Raw genomic sequence first — 19,615 nt, forward strand, 5'->3', positions numbered from 1 at the left:
GGGGCGGGGGCGGTCAGGAGGACGTCCGACCGTACGCCGCACGGGCCTGCGCCACCTCTGCCGCCTGGCGCTCACGCCAACGCTGCTGCGCCAGCCGGTTGCACGTCCGGCAGACCCGGCGCAGGCGACCCGTCGCCGGCTCGGTCTCCCGCTCGTGCCCGTTGCGGCAGCGTGGACGCTGGGTCCGTGCCCGGCAGTTGTCCGCGTGGCTGAGCTGGCGCAGGTGGGTCGGCTCGATGCAGTCCGGCACTCCGCAGTCGTGGTGGACTTCGAGGGTGGGGTCGTAGCCGCCGACGAAGACCACGTACGCGGCGATGTGTGCCCACGCCCGGCCCGCGAGCTTCTGGTGCACGCCGCGCCGGCTGCCGTAGCCGCGCACGATGAGGCATCCGGTGTCGGACCGCACCGACCGACCCATCAGGTACGCCCGGAGGGTGTCCTCGGTGAAGTGTCGGGACAGACCGTTGACCTGAGACAGCACCGGGTCAGCGTAGGGGCTGGGTGCGACGCGGTGTCCCCGCGTACCCCGGCAGCCGATCATGATGTTTCGGCGCGCCTGATCGTCAACCCACAGCAGGGCTGAGAGCATTTTTCACATGCGTCCGCACGACACTTCGGTGCAGTACCGCCCGTCGGCCTACCCGGCCCTGCCCGACGGGCCGATGGCCGTCACCGACGCATGGTTGCGTAACCGACGGTTGAGCGAGCACACCCGCGATGCGTACCGCCGGGACGTCGCCGGTTGGCTGGCCTGGTGCGCCGCCCGGGAACTGGACCCGCTGCGCGCGAACTTCCTGCATGTCAACGAGTACGGGCGGGCGTTGGAGAACAGCGTCTCGGCCCGGACCGGCCGCCCGCTGACCCCGGCGACGGTGGCCCGGAAGCTATCCGCGCTGTCGAGCTGGTACGACTTCCTGATCAAACTGCGGGCGGTGGAACTCAACCCGGTGGCCGGAGCCGACCGACCACGGGTCGACCGGGACCATTCGGCCACTGTCGGACTGGCCCCCGACGAGGTGGACGCGCTGCTCGCGGCGGCCGAGGCCGAGACCGGGCCGACCGCTGCCCGCAACCGGGCCGCCGTCGCGCTGCTCGCCGATCTGGGACTGCGGGTGGGGGAGTTGGTCTCGCTCAACCTGGATGACCTGGGCGCCGAGCGGGGACACCGCAGCGTGCGCTTCGTCGGCAAGGGCGGCCGGTCGCGCCGCCGGGCGTTGACTCCGGGCACGGCGTACGCCGTCGACGCGTACCTGGCCGAGCGGGCCGCCGCGCGGCGGGTGGAGGTGGCGGAGTTGACCGGCCCGTTGCTGGTCACCGCCAGCGGCGCCCGCCTCGACCGGCACTCGGTGTTCCGGTTGGTCCGGCGGCTCGCCCGCAGCGCCGGGATCGCCGCGTGGGCCCGGCTGTCACCGCACTCGCTGCGACATGCCTTCGCCACCACCGCACGGTCCGAGGGGGTGCCGCTGGAGGACGTGCAGGACGCGATGGGCCATGCCGATCCGCGTACCACCCGCCGTTACGACCGGGACCGGCACAACCTGGACCGGGATCCCGCGTACGCCATCTGGGCGGCCCGAGCCCGCCGCCGCGGCTGACCGGCGGATCAACCGCGCGTCGTGCGGACGCAGTACACGTCGCCGGAGTTGGCCTCGTGTGGCAGCGCGAGCAGGTGCGCGGCCATCTCCTTGGCATCGACCCAGCGCCCGAGGGTCAGCGACTTGTCGTCGCCGAGCGCCACGTCGAATCCGTCGAAACCGAGCACGGCGAGCCGGTCCAGGCACCGCAGCGCGACGGCCCGTCCGATCGTGGTGAACTCGAACGACAGGGCCGGCAGGGGACGGCTCAGCCCGGCGAGCACGGCGTCCTCGAAGCCCTCCACATCGATCTTGACGAAGGTCGGCGGGCCGTGCTCGGCGATCAGCGTGTCGACGGTGGTCACCGGTACCTCGATCTGACCGTCCCAGACCTGGTCCTCCCAGCCGCCCGCGCCCGCGGCGGCCGTGACGAAGTCGGTGGAGGCGGTGGAGACGGTGGGGTTGGCCGAGTTGACCAGGAAGCCGATCCGACCGGGTTGGGCCCCGCAGGCCGCCTCGATCAGCGTGACCTGGTCGTCGTCGGCGTAGATGGCACGCAACGCCCGCAGGCACAGGGGTTGCGGTTCGACGGCGATGACCCGGGCACCCAGCCGGCGGAAGCTGCCGATGTGGTCTCCCACGTGCGAACCGATGTCGAAGACCAGGTCACCGGGGCGGACGAAGCGGGCGTAGAACGCGTCCATCGCCGCGTCCCGGTCGGGGTTGCCGTAGTAGACCTCCAACGACCGGCGCAGTGCGGCGGTGCGCGGGTCGGTCTTGAGCGCCTCGACCGCGGCGGAGTGGGTACCCATCGCAGCACCTTAACCCGCCCGATCTGCTCGCCGTGGCGGTCCGCGCCGCGGCCGGTCACCCCCGGTGACGTACCTCGGTGTCCCAGATGTCGGCCCATGGACGCCGTAGCCCACGGCACAACCAGATCGGTCCGCCGTTCTCGTCGTTGTCCACCGCCACCCCCAGGTCCACCCGCCCGGCGAGGGTGACGTCGGTGAACCAGGACCGCAACCGGTCCGGCCGCGACCACCCGACGGCGATCACCACGTCGGCGCCGTCCGGCGGCCGACCGAAGTCGACCATGCTGTTGTGCCCGGAGTACGCGGCGGGCAACCCGCGCTGCGCACCGAAGCGGGCCACCGCACCCGCCTCGCCGTAGTTGCCCGTGAGGATGACCGCCCGGGCCTGCTCCTGCGCCGGCAGGGTGCGGTACACGGCGGCCAGCGAGTCGGTGAACGCCGGCCAGCCGATGGTCTCCCCGGCGTCGTAGTTGACCGCCACGACGAAGCCGGGCAGCCGGTCGGCCGGCAGAACCGGCAGCAACAGCACCGCGTTACTGGCGGCGGTGAGGACAACAACCGCCGCCAGCAGGGCGCGGCGTACCCGACTGCGCGCTGCCCAGCCGGCGGCGACGACCGCTCCGGCGGCGGTGAGTACCAGCAGCAGCGGGGCGTCGTAGTAGCCCTTGCCGCCGACGAACAGCACGATGCCGGCTACCACCAGCCAGGCCCAGCCGAGCGCTCGGTAGCTGCGCCAGCCGGACCGGCGTAGCAGCACCTCCAGCCCGGTCACCCAGATCGGCACCACGAACGGGCTGATGATCACGAAGTGCAGCAGCAGGGCGTCGAGCCGGCCACTGTAGGAACTCTCTCCCCCGGAGATCGTCGCGGCGACCCCCAGCTGCGGAAACCCGTTGACCGCCTGCCAGGTCAGGCTCGCGGCGGCGAGCAGCCCGAACAACGCGGTGGCGGCCAGCACCCAGCGGTCACGCAGCAGCCGGCGCGGCCCGCCTAGCGCCAGCCCGGCCACCAACCCCACGGCGAGCAGCGCGGGCAGCAGCTTGTTGAACATGCCGACGCCGAGCAGCAGCGCGACGGCGAGGGCCCAGCGGCCGTCCCCGGTGCCTAGCAGTCGCACCGTGCACAGCGCGGCGGCCAACCAGACCACCAGGTCGACGGTGCTGGTGCTGAGCAGATGACCGGTGGCCAGCACGATCCCCGACGTGGCACCGAGCACGGCGGCGAACGTCTGGGTGCGCCGGTCCGCACCGAACTGCCGGGCGGTCGCGGCGATCAGCAGCACCGCGCCGCCAGCCAGCAGCGCCGACGGCGTCCGCAGGACGAGCAGGCTGCCGGGGGCGACCGTGTCGGCGAGTCTGGCCAGCGCCGGTACCAGCGGCCCCTGGTCGACGTACCCCCAGTCGAGGTGCCTGCCGGCGAGGAGGAAGTACAGCTCGTCACGGTGGTAGCCGTAGCGTGGGGCCAGGGCCAACAGGACCAGGGTGACCGTCGTGGCGACCAGCCACGGCCCGGTGGTCCGGGGACCGGGCTCGGGGGCTGGCGGCTGCTGTGTCGCACCGGTTCGGACCCGCGGCGTCGCCGTTGTCACGGTGACATTGTCGCCCGTGCCCGCCAGGTCGGTAGGGCACGACCGGCCGACTTGACGACACGCGTGCGGGCGCGCTAATAAGGAAGCGGAAGTTGAGTCGCACAGACTCAACTAAGGACCTTCGGCCAGGAGAACCGAGGAGGTACCCGATGTTGATGCGCACCGACCCGTTCCGTGAGATCGACCGGCTCGCCGAGCAGTTCTTCGGCAGCACCAGCCGCCCGGCCGTCATGCACATGGACGCCTACCGCGACGGCGACCACTTCTACGCCGCCTTCGACCTGCCCGGAGTCGACCCGGAGAGCATCGAATGCACCGTGCAGCGCAACGTGCTGACCGTCCGCGCCGAACGTCGCCGCCCCGCCGGTGACAACGTCGAACTGGTCGCCGCCGAGCGTCCGATGGGCGTCTTCAACCGCCAACTCTTCCTCGGCGACACCCTCGACACCGACAAGCTCGAAGCCGGCTACGACAACGGCGTGTTGACGCTGCGGATCCCGGTGGCCGAGCGGGCCAAGCCCCGCCGGGTCACCATCAGCGCGACCGGCAACGGCCGCAAGGAGATCAAGGCCTGAGCACCGACCTACCCCGGCGTGGCCGGACGGGACGCGGTCCCGTGCGGCCACGCCCACTTTCCGCCCGCCGCGGCGGCCGATTCTCTACCGTCGAGTGGTGTGGGGGCTGTGCAGCCGTGGAGCAGACCGGCCCGGCGACGCCATCCGATGCGGACCGGCCTCGCCGTCGCCGGAGCGGGGGTGGCGCTGTGCTGCGTCGGGGTCGCCGGTCTGGGTGCCTGGAACCTGCAACTGGTCACCCAGGCCGCCGCCCCGGTCCGGGAGACCGCCGAGGGGTTCCTGCGCGAGGTCACCGCGGGCGACACCGGCAGCGCGTACGAGCGGCTCTGCGCCGACGCGCGCACCCGGTGGAGCGAAATCGGCTTCACCAGCTGGGTACGCACCCCGCCGGTGGTGCGCGACTACGAAATCGTGGACGTGTCCGTGGCCACCCGCGGCGGCCGACCACACGGCAAGGTCACCGTACTGCTGACCCGCGACAGCGGCAGCACCGAACAGCGGGACCTGTCGGTGGTGCGGGAAGACGGCGGATGGCGGGTCTGCGGCGACCCGTACTGACCGGGCACCCCGTCCAGCGCGGTCACACCCGGGCCGGCTCGGCCGCCTCGACCAGCCGACCGTCGCGCAGCACCAGCACCCGGTCGGCCAACTCCACAAGCGTCGGGTCGTGCGTGGCGACCAGCGCGGTCATGCCCCGGGCATGCACCAGCGCCCGCAGCAGGTCCATCACCGCCCGGCCGGTCTCCGAGTCCAACTGGCCGGTCGGCTCGTCGGCGATCAGCAGCGCCGGATCGTTTGCCAACGCCCGGGCGATCGCCACCCGCTGCTGCTGCCCACCGGACATCTCGTACGGCCGCTGCGCCGCGTGACCACCCAACCCGACCAGTTCCAGCAGCACCGACACCCGCTCTTCACGTTGCGCGGCCGGTACCTTCGCCAGCCGCATCGGCACCCCCACGTTCTCCGCCGCGGACAGGATCGGAATCAGCCCGAAGGACTGGAACACGAAACCGATGGTGTCCCGACGCAACCGCAGCAGCTCCTTCTCGCTGGCCGCGGTGACCTCCTGGCCGGCCACCCACACCCGCCCCGAGGTGGGCCGGTCCAGCCCACCGATCAGGTTCAGCAGGGTGGTCTTGCCCGCCCCGGAACGACCCCGCACCGCGACCAGCTCACCGCGGCCGGCGCGCAACGAGACGTCCCGCACCGCGTGGACCACCCGGTCACCACCGCCGTAGTCGCGGCTGAGCCCGTCGACCCGGATCAGATCCTGCTCGCTCACCGCGCGCTCCTCTCGTCGCCGGAACGGACCTGCACGTGGTCCGGCTCCAGGGTCAACCGCACCCGGTCCCGCAGCGCCAACGCGTCGACGAAACCCGCCGGAAGCTGCATCCGCCCGGCCCGGTCCAACACCGCGTACTCCTCGGTCACCAACTCCTCGACGCCGTCGGCCCCGATCCGCGCGGTGCGGTGCACCTCCGAGGCGGTACGGCCGTCGCGGATCGACACGGTACGTCGCACCTGCGAGGCGACCTGCGGGTCATGGGTCACCACCACCACGGTCACCCCCAGTTCGGCATTGATGGTGCGCAGCGCGGCGAAAACCTCACCGGCCGTCGCCTCGTCCAGCTCACCGGTCGGCTCGTCGGCGAAGAGCACCTCCGGGTCGTTGGCCACCGCCACCGCGACGGCGCAGCGCTGCTGCTCGCCGCCGCTCATCTGCCCCGGTCGACGGTCGGCGCAGTAGCCGACGCCGACCATCTCCAGCAGTTCCGCCGCCCGCCGCCGAGCGGCCCGGCCACCCCGGCGCGCCAGCCGCATCGGCAGCTCCACGTTCTCCCGCGCGGTCAGGTACGGCAGCAGGTTGCGTGCGGTCTGCTGCCACACGAACCCGACAGTGTGCCGCCGGTACCGCAACCGCTTGGCGGCCGACATGGTCAGCAGGTCGTAACCGGCCACCCGGGCGATCCCCGCGGTCGGCGTGTCCAGCCCGGACAGGATGTTCAACACCGTCGACTTGCCGGAACCCGACGCGCCCACGATGGCCAGCAGCTCACCACGGTCCACGACCAGGTCGAGGCCCTGCAACGCGACGACCTCCACCCCCTCGCTGGTGAAGATGCGCACCAGCCCGTCGCAGACGATGTGCCCCCGCAGGCGATCCGTGCCACCGGCCCGTGCGGCGGCCCGCTCCGCCGCACGCCGTTGCAACGTCGCCAGGTCCGGAACCTCCGACACCACCGTCACGGGTTCTCCTCTCCTAGACGCAGCACCTCACCGAGGCGCATCCGTCGGTTCCACAGGTTCTCCACCGCCAGCCCGGTCACCAGCCCCAGCACCACCAGCCCCAACACCGAGGCCAGGACCAGCGGATCCAGGTGATCGCGGACCGGCACGCCGGGCACGAACGCGGACAGCCCGAGGGTCGGCCCCAGGATCCGGGGCAGGGCCACCCCCACCGCCGCCCCGGTCAACGCCGCGACCAGGACCAACGGCACCAGCTCGTACACCAGCAGCCGCCGGCCACGGCCGACGGACAGGCCCAGGGTGCGCAACCGGGACAGCATCCGCCCCCGCCCCGCCGCGTCGGCCACCACCGAGAACCCGACGGCGAGCACCGCCAGCGCGGTGCCCCCGACCGCGCCGGCGGTGAACGCCAGGGTCAGTACGTCGTTGGCTCCGGTCCGGTCCAGGTCCGCGCGGTACGCCCGCCAGGTGTCCAGGGCCGCCGGCATCTGCGTACGCGTCACCGCCGCACCGAGCACCGCCGACTGCCGCCGCCGCTGCGCGTCGTCGGCCACCCCCAACAACTGCGCCTCATCGATGTCGTCACCGGCGACCAGATACCGGTTCGGGATGATCGGCGTGTACTCGTACTCGGGCAGCGCCTGCCACGGCAGCACCACGAACCGCTCGGTGCCCAACCCCACGCCCGGGAAGGCGTCGGTCACCTCGGCGACCCGGAACTCGTACAACCGGCCCTGCACGTCGACGGCGGCCCGGTCACCGATTTCCGTGGCCACCTCCGACGACACCACCGCCGGCACCGGCCCGTCACCCCGGGCGGCAGCCCGCAGAGCGGCCGGCACGTCCACCTCGACACCGCTGTGCGCCACCACCTCCGCGAAGGCCGGGCCGTCCACCACCAGCACCCGGGCCGTGCCGATCTGCCGCGACGGCAACCCCGCGTCCGGCACCAGCCGCCGATTCGAGTCCACCCACACCCGGGCCACCGCCGTCACCCCGGACACCCCGGTCAACGCGTCCCCGGCGTCGGGGGAGAAGGTGTACCCGGTCAGCCAGGCGTCCGCCGGCACCGTCAACGTGGCCGCCCGGTCCCGGGCCGCCGCGACGGTGGTGGTGACCACCCCGCCGAAGACTCCGGTGCTGACCGCGACGATAAGCACCGCCAACGGACCCAACGCCACCGGCGCACCCCGTCCGGCGCGGGCGACACCGAGGAACAGCACCGCGCCCCGGGCCCGCGCGGCCAGCCGACCGGCCGCCCGCAGCGGCCACGGCAACAGCCGCACCGCCACCAGCGCCGCGGCGACCGCGACCAGCACCGGCACCGAACTGAGGTACGCGTCGACACCGGCACCCGGATCGAGACCACGGCGGCGCAGCAACACCACCCCGAGCACGGCCAGCAGCAGCACGGCCGCCTCGACGGTCAGCCGCCGGGCCGACGGGCGTCGCCACGCGGCATCGGCGCGTCCGGTCACCACCGCGACCCGCCGCTGCGAGTGCATCGCCAACACCGGCACCACGGCGGTGGTGAGCACCGCCAGCGCCAGCACCAACCACGGAAACGCCCCGTCGCGACCCGGCACCCGGCTGCCGACGAACCAACCGACAAGCACCGCCAGCGGCTGCACCGGCGCGGACTCGGCCAGGGTACGCAGCCCGATGGCGGTCAGGGCGGCGCCCCGGGCCCGCAGCAACGCGAACTCGTCACGTCGCCGCAGCACCGTCAACCGCGCCGCCAGCACGATCAACCCGAGCAGGCTGGCGACCAGTCCCGCCTGCACCACCGCGAGCAGGGCCTGCACGGCGCGCAACTGACCGGCGAACCGCGACAGCGCGCCGTCCAACGACGTCTGCACGGTCGCCTGCGAACTCCACGACATGCGGCGGGCCTCGGCCACCGCCGCCGTCACCGACTCCAGCGTCTGCGCGTGCAGCCGCCGCTCGTCGAGGCGATACCGCCAACCGCTGATTGCGGGGACACCACTGCCGGCGGAGACGACGTCCACCCCGACCCAGTCGGTCACCCCCGCCACGACGTACGGCTCACCGTCCAGCACCGGGACCACCGGCTCCAGGGCGTAGCCCAGGTCGTCCCAGACCGGGTCACCGGCGTCGCGCGGCTCGAACACCCCGACGATGTGCGCGTCCGCCTGACCATCGCGCCCGGCGAACCGCAGCCGCTGACCGGCACGCAACGACAGCGTCTCGGCCACCGACCCCGACACCACCACCTCCGCCGGACCGCCCGGGCGGGTGCGGGGCCAGCGACCCGCGGTCAGCTCGGCCGCCTCCACGACGTCGGTCTGGGCGCGCAGCCCGAACATCTTCCGGGCGCCGCCGTCCATCGGCGGCTCGTCGCCGACGGCGAACAGTTGCTCCTCATCCAGCGACGCCGCGTACCACCGCCGGTGCACCAGGTCCGGCAGCGGCGCCGGCAGCTCGGCGGCGTAACGGTCCAGGTCGGCCTGCCCATCGGCGACGGGCGCCGGCCGCTGCCCGGCGAGTGACACGTCACGAACCAGGTGCGGCAGCCGGGCCACGTCCGCGCGCAACCCCCGATCGGCGTACTCCCCGGTCAGTCGGGGCGCGGCGGTCAGCAGCAGTGCCGCCACCAACCCCAGCACCGCCAGCAGCCCCACCTGCCCGCCGTACGCCCTGATCCGCCTCAGGTTCACTCTCACTGGTCCTCCCCGGTGCGCAGGTGCGCGGCGGTGAGCCGGCGTCGGACGCTTACCGACACCGCGGCGCTGAACGCCAGGGCCAACGCCAGCAGTCCGACGGCGGTACCCAGCACCGGTGGCCAGTCGACGTTCAGCAGCGGCGGGGGATCGGGGCGGTCCGCCGACGGGGTCAGGATGACCAGCGGGGCCATCGTCGCCGCCACACCGATGCCCACGGCCAACCCCACCAGCACACCCATGCCGGCGAGGAACGACTGCTCGGCCAGCAGCGACCGGGCCACCAGCCGGTGACCCGCGCCGAGGGTGTGCAGCACCGCCAGTTCCCTGGCCCGGCGCCGTGCCGTGGCGCTGACGTCCACGGCCGCCCCCACCGCGGCCAGCAGCACCGCGGCGAGGGCGGCGACGAACAGCGCACCACGGGCACCCACCCCGAACGGGTCGCGAGCCAGCTCGTCGGCGACGTCCTGGCGATCCAGGACGGTCAGGTCATCGAGCGCGGCGGCGGCCCCGGCGACCTGTGCCGCCGCACCGGTCCGGGCGGCGACCCACCACTCCTGGGGCGCGCGGACGATGCCACGCTCGTGGAACAGTCGGGTACGCAGCGACGGCAGATCGACAAGCAACGCGGCGTCCTCGACGTCACCGGGCAGCGCCGCGACCCGGTCCACCAGGACGACGTCGACCTCGGCACCACCCAGGAACAGCCGGGTCTGCGCACCGACGCCGACGTGCAGCATGTCCAGTGCCGCACCGGTGGCGACCACCGGCACCCGGTCCGTACCGGTCGGACGGGTGACGGCCAGCTGCACCGGGGTGTTCCGGGCGAACCAGCCCGCCGGTATGTCACGTTCGTAGCGACCGGCCAGGGTGGTGCCGGAAACCCTCGACGCGGTGGCCGTGCCGGCGCGGTCGACCAGCTGCCACGGCCCGTCCGCGGCCAGGTCCACCGGTGTGCCGGTGGTGGAGTCCGGGCTGGCCCGCAGGTTCGACAACCGCCAGTCGAGGCTCAGCCGTGGGCCGCCGAGGGTCTCGGCGGTGAAGCCGGCAAGCCGCCACGGCCCGTCGCCGGCCGGCAGCTCGACGGAGAACCGCAGCGGCTCACCACCCCGGCCGGTGGAACCCAGGGCCACCCGGCGGTGTTCGCCCCGGGTGTCGCTGAGCACCACCTCGTGGCGGATGCGCAGGCCGTCGTCGACGTCGCCCCAGGTGCGCAGCTGGCCGGTCAGCCGCCGGGTGCCCACCGGCAACACCGTCTCCGGTGCCTGCACCCGCGCGTCCGCGAGGCCACCGAGCAGCCGGTCGGTGGATCCGCCGGCCAGGTCGGACCGCAGCCGCAGCACTTCGTCCGCGGCACCGGCGTCGACCGCCACCATGGTGGCCGGTTCGGCGCCGGCACCGAGCCGCACCGGCTCCCGCCAGGCCGGCAGGACCGCCCGGGTCCCCGGCAGGGTGGCGAGCTGGTCGGCGCGGCCGTCGGGGGCGGCACCGGTGGCCTCGGTCAACCGCAGGTCGGCACCGACCCGGTGGGCGGCCTGGTCGTCGAGGGAACGTTGCGACGTCCCGGCGAGCGACCAGGCCAGGGTGCCGACCGCCACGGCGAGGGCGAGCAGCAGCACCGGACCGGCGTGCGGACGCCGGCCCGCCTGCCAGGTGCCGAGCATGACGCCGGTCCACGGCCGGCGGTCCACCCAGCGTTCCGTCAGCCGCACCAGCGGCGGCAGCAGCCGCAGCGCGAGCACCGCCCCGGCCAGCACACCGAGCGTCGGCGCGGCCGCCAGCAGCGGATCGACGCCCAGCTCACCGCCGCGCGCCCGGGACAGCGGGGACGAGTACCTGCTCAGCTGGTACCAGCTGAGCAGGGCCAGGCCGACGAGCACGACGTCCAACCCGGCCCGCTGCACCATGCCCCGCCGGCTCGGACGGGAGCGGCTGGCCAGGTCGGCGACGTAACTGTCGCCCCGGCGCAGACTCGGGCCGATCATCGCCGCCGCGCAGCCGGCTGCCGCGAGCCCGGCCACCAGCCACACCGTCGGGTCGGCCCACAGGTCGGACCGTAGCGAGACGGCGGCGAGTCCGGGCAGCCGGTCGGCCAGCCCCAGCAGCTCCACGACGAGCGGTGGGGCCAGGACCACGGCCGGCAGGACGACCAGCGCGGCCTCCCGGGCGGTCAGCCCGGCCAGCTGCCAGCGGGCGGCGCCCCGGGCCCGCAGCAGCGCGGTCTCACCCCGCCGGTGCTCGGTGAGCAGGATCGCCACGAGCAGCAGCGCGTACCCGCCGAGCACCACCACCAGCAGCATCGGGGTCACCAGGGCGGACCGGCCGACGAGGGTGGCCTGTCGCAGCCGGTGCACCAGGTCCACCAGGTCACCGGTGACCACCGCCGAATCGCCGAGGCCGGCCTGCGCCGAGCTGCTCGTGGTGATCCGGGTGGCTGCCTCGGCCAGCCGGTCCAGGGCGGTCGGGCCGACCCCGGCCAGATCCGGCTCGACCAGCCAGCCGGCGGAGGCGTTGGCCAGGAAGTGGGTGACGAAGTCGTCCCGGGTCACCGTCATCGGCCCGTAGGTGGCCGCCTGCGGCAGCGAACCGGTCGCCGTCTCCGGCGCCAGCCGCCAGTACGCGGCATCTGGATCGACGGGGGTGAACACGCCCGTCACGACGACCTCGGTGACCTGCCCGCTGAGCCCGTCGGTGATCGGGATGCGGTCGCCGACGCCCACCCGCAACGTCGTCGCCGCCACCTCGGCGATCGCGGTCTGCACCGGATCGGCCCCGGTCTGCGGCCACGCCCCCGAGGTCAACCGGGCGTGCGCGGGCAGATCGTCGAGGAACATCACCGACGCGTAGGTGGCCCCGCTACGGTCGGCGACGGCGTCACCGGTGTCGCCGCGCAGTTGTCGACCGGCCGCGTACCCGGCGGTGCTCACCCGGGCCGGCAGGCCGGCCAGGTCGGCGGCGACCCGCTCCCGCAACGCGCCGTCACGGTCCCGCAGCACCGCATCGGTGCGTCCGGCGGAAGCGCGTACCAGGATCGAGCGTTCCTCGGCGGTGGCCGCCGCCAGCACGTTGCGGGTGCCGGAGTCGACGACGTCCCGGTTGTACGCGGCCAGGCCGGTGAGCGCGACGGTGGCCACCAGCGCCGCCCCGACGGCGGCCAGCAGCAGGCCCTTCGTGGCCCGGGCACGCCGCAACGCGAACCTCATGTGTCCTTTACCCCCGCCGGTTCGCGGGCCGGTGCGGCCCCCTGGATGCTCCCGTCATGCACCAGAAGGGGCCGGGTCCCGGGAAAGGTTCGCAGCGGTGATCGTTTCGTTATCCAGGGGCGTGTGCTCAGGTGCCGGGCGCGGTGCTGCGGGGGCCCAGGTCACCGGCGCGGTGATGCCGCCGGCAGAGCACCTGGTACCGCACGTCGGCGGTGTCGACGGTGTCGCCGATGACGACCTGCGCGCCCTCGCGGGCCACCCGCCCGTCGGCGACGCGGGCGTTGAGCAGGCCCTCGCGGCCGCACCAGCAGAGCACCTCGACCTGGATCCGGGCCACCGAGTCGGCCAGCTCGAACAGCCGCCGCGCCGCCGGGAACAGGCTGGAGCGGAAGTCGGTGGCCAGGCCGAAGGCGTACACGTCGACGTCGTAGCTGTCGACCAGGTCGGCCATCTGCTCCACGTGTTCGACCGCGTAGAAGCTGGCCTCGTCGCAGATCAGGTAGTCCACCCGCACCCCGTCGGCCCAGGCGTCGCGTACCAGGGTGCGCAGGTCCAGCGAGTCGGTCACCTCGATGGCCTCGTGGGCCAGCCCGATGCGGGTGGTCACCTGCGGGCCGAGTGAGCGGTCGATGCGGGTGGTGACCAGTCCCCGGCGGCCCTGCCGGGCATGGTTGTAGTTCATCTGCAGCGCCATCGTGGACTTGCCGCAGTCCATCGGTCCCCAGTAGAACCGCAGCGCGGCGGCGTGCGCCGGTCGCCCGTCGACGCCACGGGCGGCGACACACCCGGCCGGGTTGTCGCCCGTACCGGGCAGTGTCGGGCGGGCCAGGCAGGTCGGTACGGCGTCGTCGGTCGTCACGGACCGGCAGCCTAGTGCGGTGCGTCGCCGGGCCGCGCGGTCGACCCGGCCGGGGTGTCGATCATCGCACCGTCGCCCGGTCAGAGCACCCGGGGCGGGGTGTTGCCGGCGGCGACGATGGCCCGCCGGATGGGCACCGCCAGCAGCAGCAGGAAGCCGACCACGAAGAAGATCAGCAGCGAGACCAGGCCGACCCGGTACGAGTTGGTGAGCTGGAACACCAGCCCGAACGCCGCTGGTCCGAGCCAGCTGGTGCCCTTGTCGCTGATCTCGTAGAAGCCGTAGTACTCGCCCTCCTTGCCGGCGGGAATCAGCTGGCTGAACAGGGACCGGCTCAGCGCCTGACTGCCGCCCAGGACCAGGCCGATGGCCGCGCCGAGCACCATGAACGGCAGCGGCGCCTCGGCGGGCAACCGGAACGCCGCGACAATCACCCCGGTCCACAGCACCAGGCTCAGCAGCACCGTCTTCCACGCCCCGATCCGACCGGCCAGCGCGCCGAGGGCCAACGCGCCGCCGAAGGCCAGGAACTGGACCAGCAGGATCGTCACGATCAAGGTGCTCTGCCCCAGCCGTAGTTCCTCGGTGCCGTACACGCTGGCCAGCGTGATGACGGTCTGGATGCCGTCGTTGTAGACCAGGAACGCCAGCAGGAAGAACAGCGTCAGCGGGTACGCCTTCATCCCCCGCAGGGTGCGCCCGAGTTGCCGGAACCCGTCGGTGAGCACGTTGCCGCGGCCACCGGCGGCCAGCGCGGCGGCGGTCGGGTGCTCCCGCAGCCAGCGCAGCGGCACCAGAGTGAACGCCGCCCACCACAGCCCGGCCGAGACGATGGACCAGCGGGCCATATCCAGGGTGCGTTCGGCGGTGCCGTTGTCGAACGACTGCACCACGACCAGGTTCAACCCCAGCAGCAGACCGCCACCGAGGTAACCCAGCGCCCAACCTCTGCTGGAGATGCCGTCGCGTTCGTCCGGCCCGCCGAGCTGCGGTAGGAACGAGTTGTACACCACGATCGACGCCCCGAAGGCGATGTTGGCGATCAGCAGCAGCACGCCGCCGAGCAGGTACCGGTCGCCGGTGACGAAGACCATCGCGGTGGTGGCGAACGCGCCGGTGAACGCGCTGGCGGCCAGCAGCCGCTTCTTGTGCAGCGACCGGTCGGCCACGGCCCCGATCACCGGCAGCACGAAGACGGTCAGCAGCACCGACAGCGAGATCGTGTACGGGTAGAACGACCCGGTGGCCACCTTGATGCCCAGCGGATAGACGTAGCCGGTGCAGTTGTCGGCACCGGGTTCGCAGCCGGCGGCGAGCTTGGCGACGCTGGTCAGGTACGGCCCGAGGAAGACCGTGATGACGGTGGTCTGGAAGGCCGAGTTCGCCCAGTCGTAGAAGTACCAGCCGGTGCGCTCGCGTCGGGTGCTTCTCGGTGGTGGGATATCCTGCGCCGCCGGGGTGACCGTCTCGGCCATGGGGGTCCTCCGCCCAGGTGTTCAGGCGGCCCAGTGGCCGCGGCTGCGGTAGACGTCGCGCAGCACGCCGACGTGGTCGGTCATGATGCCATCAACCCCAAGATCAAGTAACTCGTGCATCTCGGCAGGTTCGTCGATCGTCCAGACGTGCACCTGCAGGCCGAGCCGGTGGGCCGTGCGCAGGAAACGACTGTCGACCACCGGCACCCGCCCGTAGCGCACCGGCACCTGCGCGGCCACCACCGACGGCGGCAGCCGCAGCGGCCGCCCGGTCCACGAGGCCCACCGCAGCCGGGCCACCCCGCGTACCCCGAGGCTGGTGGCGACCCGCCCGCCGGTCAACGCCCGCAGCCGGGTCAGCCGGGCGTCACTGAACGAGGCCAGCAGCACCCGCCCGCCGGCGCCGGCCCGGTCGACCGTGGCCACCGTGGGGGCCACCCCCTGGTCGGACTTGACGTCGATGTTGAACCGCACCTGCGGCCACGCGCCGAGCACCTCGTCGAGGCGCGGCACCACGGCGGAACCGCCGACGCGCACCGTGGCCAGGTCGGCCCAGCGCATCGCGCCCACCCGGCCACGCTGCCCGGTGACCCGTTCCAGGGTGTCGTCGTGGAACACCACGGCCACCCCGTCGGCGGTGCCGTGCACGTCGGTCTCCACGTACCGGTAGCCCAGCTCGACCGCCCGGGCGAAGGCGGCGGTGGTGTTCTCGTCGCCGTCGGCGGCGCCGCCGCGGTGGGCGAAGGCCAGTGGGGCGGGTGCGTCGAGGTAGGGGTGGGCGGTCGTTGGCACGCGGCGCAGTATGCCTGGCCCCGGTGACCGCCCGGTGGCGGGCCGGCGGCGAGCCGGGTTCGTCCGGTCGTCCACGCACCACCTCGTACCCGCCGGTGACTGCCAGATGCCGGACAGTAGTCTTCCCCGCCCGCTCGGCGATGGTGAGAATGCCCCGGTGATGGCGTGGACGAATCCCGCACCGCGACGCGACGACCCGCCCTCGACGTCGGCGGTGTTGACCATCCGTACGGTGCACCCGCTGCCCGGGCGCGTTGCGCCGCCACGCCGCCCGGCGACCCGTCACCTCCCGACCGGTTTCGGGGCGCTGCTGGTGACGACGCTTGTCGCCGGCAGCCCCTGGGGATACGAGGTGCTGCGGGAGCTGAGCGTCAACCTGCCCCGGGTCGACGGTCCGGCCGGGATCCTCACGACCGTGGTCGACGCGATGCTGGTCGGGCTGTCCTGGCTGCGCTGGGGCAGCGCCGACGGCCCCGAGACGCTGTCCAGCTACCAGCTCGCCCGCACCGCCCAGGTGGCGCTGTTCGTCCTGATCGTGCTGGTGCTGCTGCGCAGGCTGGCCGCCGGGGCCGCCCCGCCTCGGGCGTACCGGTTCTTTGGCACGCTCGGTGCAACGGTGGTGGCGGCGGCCCTCGCCATGGTTGGCGGCGCCCTGCTGCACCTGGCCGTCGACAGCGGTGTCTACGCCGGGTCGGCGATGCGTGCGGAACTGCTCAACGAACTGGTACGGGCGCTGCTGTGCGGCTTCGTCGTCGGGCTGCTGCTGGCGGCGGTGCCGACCCGACGGCACCGGTCCCGACCGACCGTCCCCGGCCTGGGAGGGAACTGACATGGTGATCCGGCAGGTCACCCCCGAGGTCTCGACCGCGGGCCCGGCGGACGCCACGAGTGAGGCGACCCGCTACCTGTGCGTGGCGGCCCACACCGACGACACGTTCGCCGACTCGGCCCTGTCCGAGGTCTTCGACGACGAGTTGCGGGCGGTGGCACCCTCGGTCGGCTTCGACCTGACCACCGTGCTGCGGCACTGCCTGGAGGCACGCCAGCGACGCATCCGCCGCGACGCCGGCCTGCTGATCGCCGGCAGCATGGCCCTGCTGCTGGCACCGCTGTGGACGCTGCTGGCTGCGGCGGTGCTGGCGATCGGCATGTCGGTGGCCCGGGCCAACCGGCACGGCCCGCTGGCCTCGGTGGCGGCAATGGCGGCGACGGCCGTGGTGTCGCTGTGGCTGGTGGCACAGTTCGCCGGTCTCGACACCGACGGCGAGGACGGCACGCTCAGCTGGATGATCGGCCTGCCGTGGCTGGCGCTGGTGGCCGGGCTGCTCGCGTACCTGATCCTCGTGCTGCACCTGTTGGGCACCCGGCAGCTGCTTGTGGAGCGGCTGCGGCGCGGTCACTTCCAGCCCACGTCGGCCGACACCGGCCCGGTGCCGCAGCGCTACGCGACACGCCTGGCCCAGGTCGACACGGCCCAGCACGGCAACGTGACGATCTACAGCGGCTACACCCCGTTCGTCGGGCACGGCGCACCGGTGGCCGGCTGGTCGTTCGCCCTGCCGATCCACCGGGCCGAACAGCAACTGCCCGAACCGTCGCCCCCGGTCACCGACGACGACGCGGACGCCACCGTACAGTTCGCCGTGGTGGATCTGATCGACCACGTGCGGCGGCGGCTGGCGGCGATCCGACTCGACCCGGCCGGCGACCCGGAGCTGAATCCGGAACGGCTCGCGGGGCTGGTGTTGGAGGATCGGGTCTTCGTGCACGGCGGTCTGCTGACCGACGACCCGCAGCTGCTGCCCGACCGCACCCGGATGCCCCGGCAACGCTGGTCCGACGAGCGGCTGCGGGCGGTGGCGAGCCGGCCGCAGGGCGCCGCACGGCACTTCCTGGGCGCCCTGGTGCCGTCCTGGGGCGGCGAGGTGGTGGCCTGCACGTTCCTGCACTTCTCCACCGATGGTCGGGTGCTCTACCTGGAGTGTGCCCGGACGTTGCTGGAGCCGCCCCGCATCGAGTACCACGACGTGGACCGGTTGACCGAGTGGATCCCGGTGCGTCAGTTCGTCCAGTTGTTCACCGCGGCCGCCGAGCAGTTGGTGCGTACCGCCTTCGGCGCGCCGGTGCGCCTGGTACGAGACGGCGTCCGGGTGGTGCGTCACCAGATCCGGCAGGCCCGGTCGCGCCGGATGGCCCGCGAGGACCTCGGCTACGACTACGGTGCCCGGGCCGGGGTGCGGGAGTTGGCCACCGGCACCACCTACCACAACTACTTCCAGGTGCTCGACGCCGCGAAGCATCTCAAGGTGGTCGAGCGTCACGTGCTGGCCGCCATCGTCGACTTCCTGGAGGACAAGGGTGTGGACACCGCCGAGTTCCGCACCCGGCAAACCATGATCCTCAACCAGGGTGTGATCCAGACCGGCGGCCTCAGCGTCGTCGGTAACCAGGCGGTGGGTGCCGGGGCGCGAGCGGAGCAGCAGAGCACCACGGAGCAGCCGTCGCCGCAGGGCACGAGCCGTCGAGCCGGCACCGGGAGGCCGTCATGACCACGTCCGACAACTCGGTCAACTTCGGGATTCAGCAGTCGGGTGGGGTGAGCCAGGTCGGCAACCAGGCGGTGGGTCCGGGAGCGCACGCGGTCGGTGGGGGATTGTGGGCCACGGCGCCGGGGGTGGACGTGCCGGCGCTGGTGGCCCACCTGGTGCAGACGCTCGACCGGCACCGTGACGAGTTGCCGGAGCCGGCTCGGGCGGTGGCCGCCGAACTGCGGGTCCACCTGGCGCGCCCGGATCCGGAACCGGCCCGGGTGACGGCGCTGTTGCAGCGCCTGGCGGCGCTGGCCGCCCCGGTGGTGCCGGTGGCCTCGGCCGTGACCGAGGTGTTGCGGGCGGTGCAGCAGGCGACCTGAGCGCCGCCACGTCGGGGCCTCGCGTCGGCTGCGGCGGGCCCGGTCGACGCCCGGCGACGTCGAGGATCGGTCCGGGGTTCCCGACGGTCTCAGCCGGCGGCGGGGCGGCGCCGGTGTGCGCGGCTGGTGTCGACCGGCCGGCTGGGGTCGACGTGGCGGGGTCGGGCGGGTTCGTCCGGCCGCAGCGGGCCGAGGGTGTCGGTGAGCGCGTCGATGATCCGGTCGGTGGCCAACCGGGCCGCGCCGGGCACGGCGCGGGGCACCTCGGCCAGGTCCACCGGGTCACCGAAGTGCACCCGGACGGTGGGACGACGCACCAGGGACCGAGCGATGCCGCGCAGCATCCCTCGGGGGGCCTGGTAGGGCAGCACCTCGTGGGATCCCCACTGGGCGACGGGAATGACGGGTGCGCCGCAGGCCAGGGCCAGCCGGGCGGCGCCGGTCTTGCCGCGTTCGGGCCACATGTCCGGGTCGAGACCGATGCGTCCTTCGGGGTAGACCAGGATCGGCGCGGCGGCGGCGACCGCGGCGGCGGCGTCGTCCAGGGCCCGGTGTACGCCGCTGGTGCCCCGGTCGACGCGGATGTGCCCGGCGCTGCGCATCGCGGCGCCGATCAGCGGTGCCCGGAACAGCCCACCGGTGGCCATGATCCGGGGCGCCACCCGGCGGGCCCGGCAGGCCGCGGCGAGCACGATCGGGTCGAACGGGCTGATGTGGTTGGCGGCCAGGATCAGCGGCCCGCCGCGCAACCGGGCCGGGATGTCGCCGGTGACCTCCAGCCGGGTCAGCATCCCGACGACGACGCGGGCCAGCAGCAGCGCGACGCGCCAGATCAGCGGCGGCTGCCAGGGGGAGTGGGCTGCTTCCATCAGCGGGACATGGTGGCACGGCGGGCGGG

Annotated in this window: 17 protein-coding genes; 6 read left to right on the forward strand and 11 right to left on the reverse strand. The window is 73.4% G+C overall.

Features of this window, described 5'->3' with window-relative positions:
- Positions 1–13 precede the first annotated feature (13 nt).
- The gene (locus ACFY2A_RS12655) at positions 14–481 is read right to left on the reverse strand and encodes an HNH endonuclease (RefSeq protein ID WP_363920758.1); all 468 of its coding nucleotides are present in this window, start codon (positions 479–481) and stop codon (positions 14–16) included.
- 115 nt (positions 482–596) lie between these two features.
- On the opposite strand from ACFY2A_RS12655, the gene ACFY2A_RS12660 reads away from it, so the two are divergent.
- Positions 597–1,595 carry a tyrosine-type recombinase/integrase gene (locus ACFY2A_RS12660; RefSeq protein ID WP_387171195.1) on the forward strand — a complete coding sequence of 333 codons (999 nt, stop codon included), beginning with the start codon at positions 597–599 and terminating at the stop codon, positions 1,593–1,595.
- 8 nt (positions 1,596–1,603) lie between these two features.
- On the opposite strand, the gene ACFY2A_RS12665 is transcribed toward ACFY2A_RS12660, so the two are convergent.
- Both ACFY2A_RS12665 and ACFY2A_RS12670 read right to left on the reverse strand, forming a co-directional pair.
- Positions 1,604–2,386, reverse strand: a complete 783-nt coding sequence (locus tag ACFY2A_RS12665; protein WP_387171197.1) for an FkbM family methyltransferase — start codon at positions 2,384–2,386, stop codon at positions 1,604–1,606.
- Between the two features lie 55 nt (positions 2,387–2,441).
- On the reverse strand, positions 2,442–3,974 hold the full coding sequence (locus ACFY2A_RS12670) for an ArnT family glycosyltransferase (protein ID WP_387171198.1): 1,533 nt from the start codon (positions 3,972–3,974) through the stop codon (positions 2,442–2,444).
- Between the two features lie 149 nt (positions 3,975–4,123).
- Between ACFY2A_RS12670 and ACFY2A_RS12675 the strand changes: the two genes are divergently transcribed.
- A complete protein-coding gene (locus tag ACFY2A_RS12675) occupies positions 4,124–4,549 on the forward strand; it encodes an Hsp20/alpha crystallin family protein (RefSeq protein WP_363920766.1) in 426 nt (141 codons plus the stop codon).
- A gap of 99 nt (positions 4,550–4,648) precedes the next feature.
- Positions 4,649–5,107, forward strand: a complete 459-nt coding sequence (locus ACFY2A_RS12680; protein ID WP_387171199.1) for a hypothetical protein — start codon at positions 4,649–4,651, stop codon at positions 5,105–5,107.
- Positions 5,108–5,129: 22 nt separating this feature from the next.
- On the opposite strand, the gene ACFY2A_RS12685 is transcribed toward ACFY2A_RS12680, so the two are convergent.
- The 7 genes from ACFY2A_RS12685 to ACFY2A_RS12715 all read right to left on the reverse strand — a co-directional run bounded on the left by ACFY2A_RS12685 (position 5,130) and on the right by ACFY2A_RS12715 (position 15,806).
- Complete coding sequence (locus tag ACFY2A_RS12685; protein ID WP_363920770.1) at positions 5,130–5,831, reverse strand: ABC transporter ATP-binding protein; 702 nt, start codon at positions 5,829–5,831, stop codon at positions 5,130–5,132.
- A complete protein-coding gene (locus ACFY2A_RS12690) occupies positions 5,828–6,796 on the reverse strand; it encodes an ABC transporter ATP-binding protein (RefSeq protein WP_363920772.1) in 969 nt (322 codons plus the stop codon). Before ACFY2A_RS12690 ends, ACFY2A_RS12685 begins: the two co-directional genes overlap by 4 nt.
- On the reverse strand, positions 6,793–9,480 hold the full coding sequence (locus ACFY2A_RS12695; RefSeq protein WP_387171201.1) for an FtsX-like permease family protein: 2,688 nt from the start codon (positions 9,478–9,480) through the stop codon (positions 6,793–6,795). The genes ACFY2A_RS12690 and ACFY2A_RS12695 overlap by 4 nt, the downstream gene beginning before the upstream one ends.
- The gene (locus ACFY2A_RS12700; protein WP_387171203.1) at positions 9,477–12,680 is read right to left on the reverse strand and encodes an FtsX-like permease family protein; all 3,204 of its coding nucleotides are present in this window, start codon (positions 12,678–12,680) and stop codon (positions 9,477–9,479) included. The genes ACFY2A_RS12695 and ACFY2A_RS12700 overlap by 4 nt, the downstream gene beginning before the upstream one ends.
- A gap of 127 nt (positions 12,681–12,807) precedes the next feature.
- A complete protein-coding gene (locus tag ACFY2A_RS12705) occupies positions 12,808–13,509 on the reverse strand; it encodes a thymidine kinase (RefSeq protein ID WP_387171320.1) in 702 nt (233 codons plus the stop codon).
- Between the two features lie 110 nt (positions 13,510–13,619).
- Complete coding sequence (locus ACFY2A_RS12710) at positions 13,620–15,014, reverse strand: MFS transporter (RefSeq protein WP_387171205.1); 1,395 nt, start codon at positions 15,012–15,014, stop codon at positions 13,620–13,622.
- Between the two features lie 21 nt (positions 15,015–15,035).
- Positions 15,036–15,806: a glycerophosphodiester phosphodiesterase gene (locus ACFY2A_RS12715; RefSeq protein WP_387171207.1), complete on the reverse strand. Its 771-nt coding sequence runs from the start codon at positions 15,804–15,806 to the stop codon at positions 15,036–15,038.
- Between the two features lie 157 nt (positions 15,807–15,963).
- Here ACFY2A_RS12715 and ACFY2A_RS12720 point away from each other — a divergent pair, with 157 nt between their 5' ends.
- Genes ACFY2A_RS12720 through ACFY2A_RS12730 form a run of 3 tightly spaced genes read left to right on the forward strand, consistent with a single transcriptional unit; the run spans position 15,964 to position 18,717 of the window.
- Complete coding sequence (locus ACFY2A_RS12720) at positions 15,964–16,635, forward strand: hypothetical protein (RefSeq protein ID WP_387171209.1); 672 nt, start codon at positions 15,964–15,966, stop codon at positions 16,633–16,635.
- A 1-nt stretch (position 16,636) separates the two neighbouring features.
- A complete protein-coding gene (locus ACFY2A_RS12725) occupies positions 16,637–18,355 on the forward strand; it encodes a hypothetical protein (RefSeq protein ID WP_363920784.1) in 1,719 nt (572 codons plus the stop codon).
- Complete coding sequence (locus tag ACFY2A_RS12730) at positions 18,352–18,717, forward strand: hypothetical protein (protein WP_387171211.1); 366 nt, start codon at positions 18,352–18,354, stop codon at positions 18,715–18,717. The genes ACFY2A_RS12725 and ACFY2A_RS12730 overlap by 4 nt, the downstream gene beginning before the upstream one ends.
- An 89-nt stretch (positions 18,718–18,806) precedes the next feature.
- Here ACFY2A_RS12730 and ACFY2A_RS12735 read toward each other — a convergent pair whose 3' ends face one another.
- Positions 18,807–19,586 carry a lysophospholipid acyltransferase family protein gene (locus ACFY2A_RS12735; protein WP_387171213.1) on the reverse strand — a complete coding sequence of 260 codons (780 nt, stop codon included), beginning with the start codon at positions 19,584–19,586 and terminating at the stop codon, positions 18,807–18,809.
- Positions 19,587–19,615 lie beyond the last annotated feature (29 nt).

Origin of the sequence: Micromonospora sp. NPDC000442 (assembly GCF_042898635.1) — a bacterium.
In the GTDB taxonomy this organism is placed as follows: domain Bacteria; phylum Actinomycetota; class Actinomycetes; order Mycobacteriales; family Micromonosporaceae; genus Micromonospora.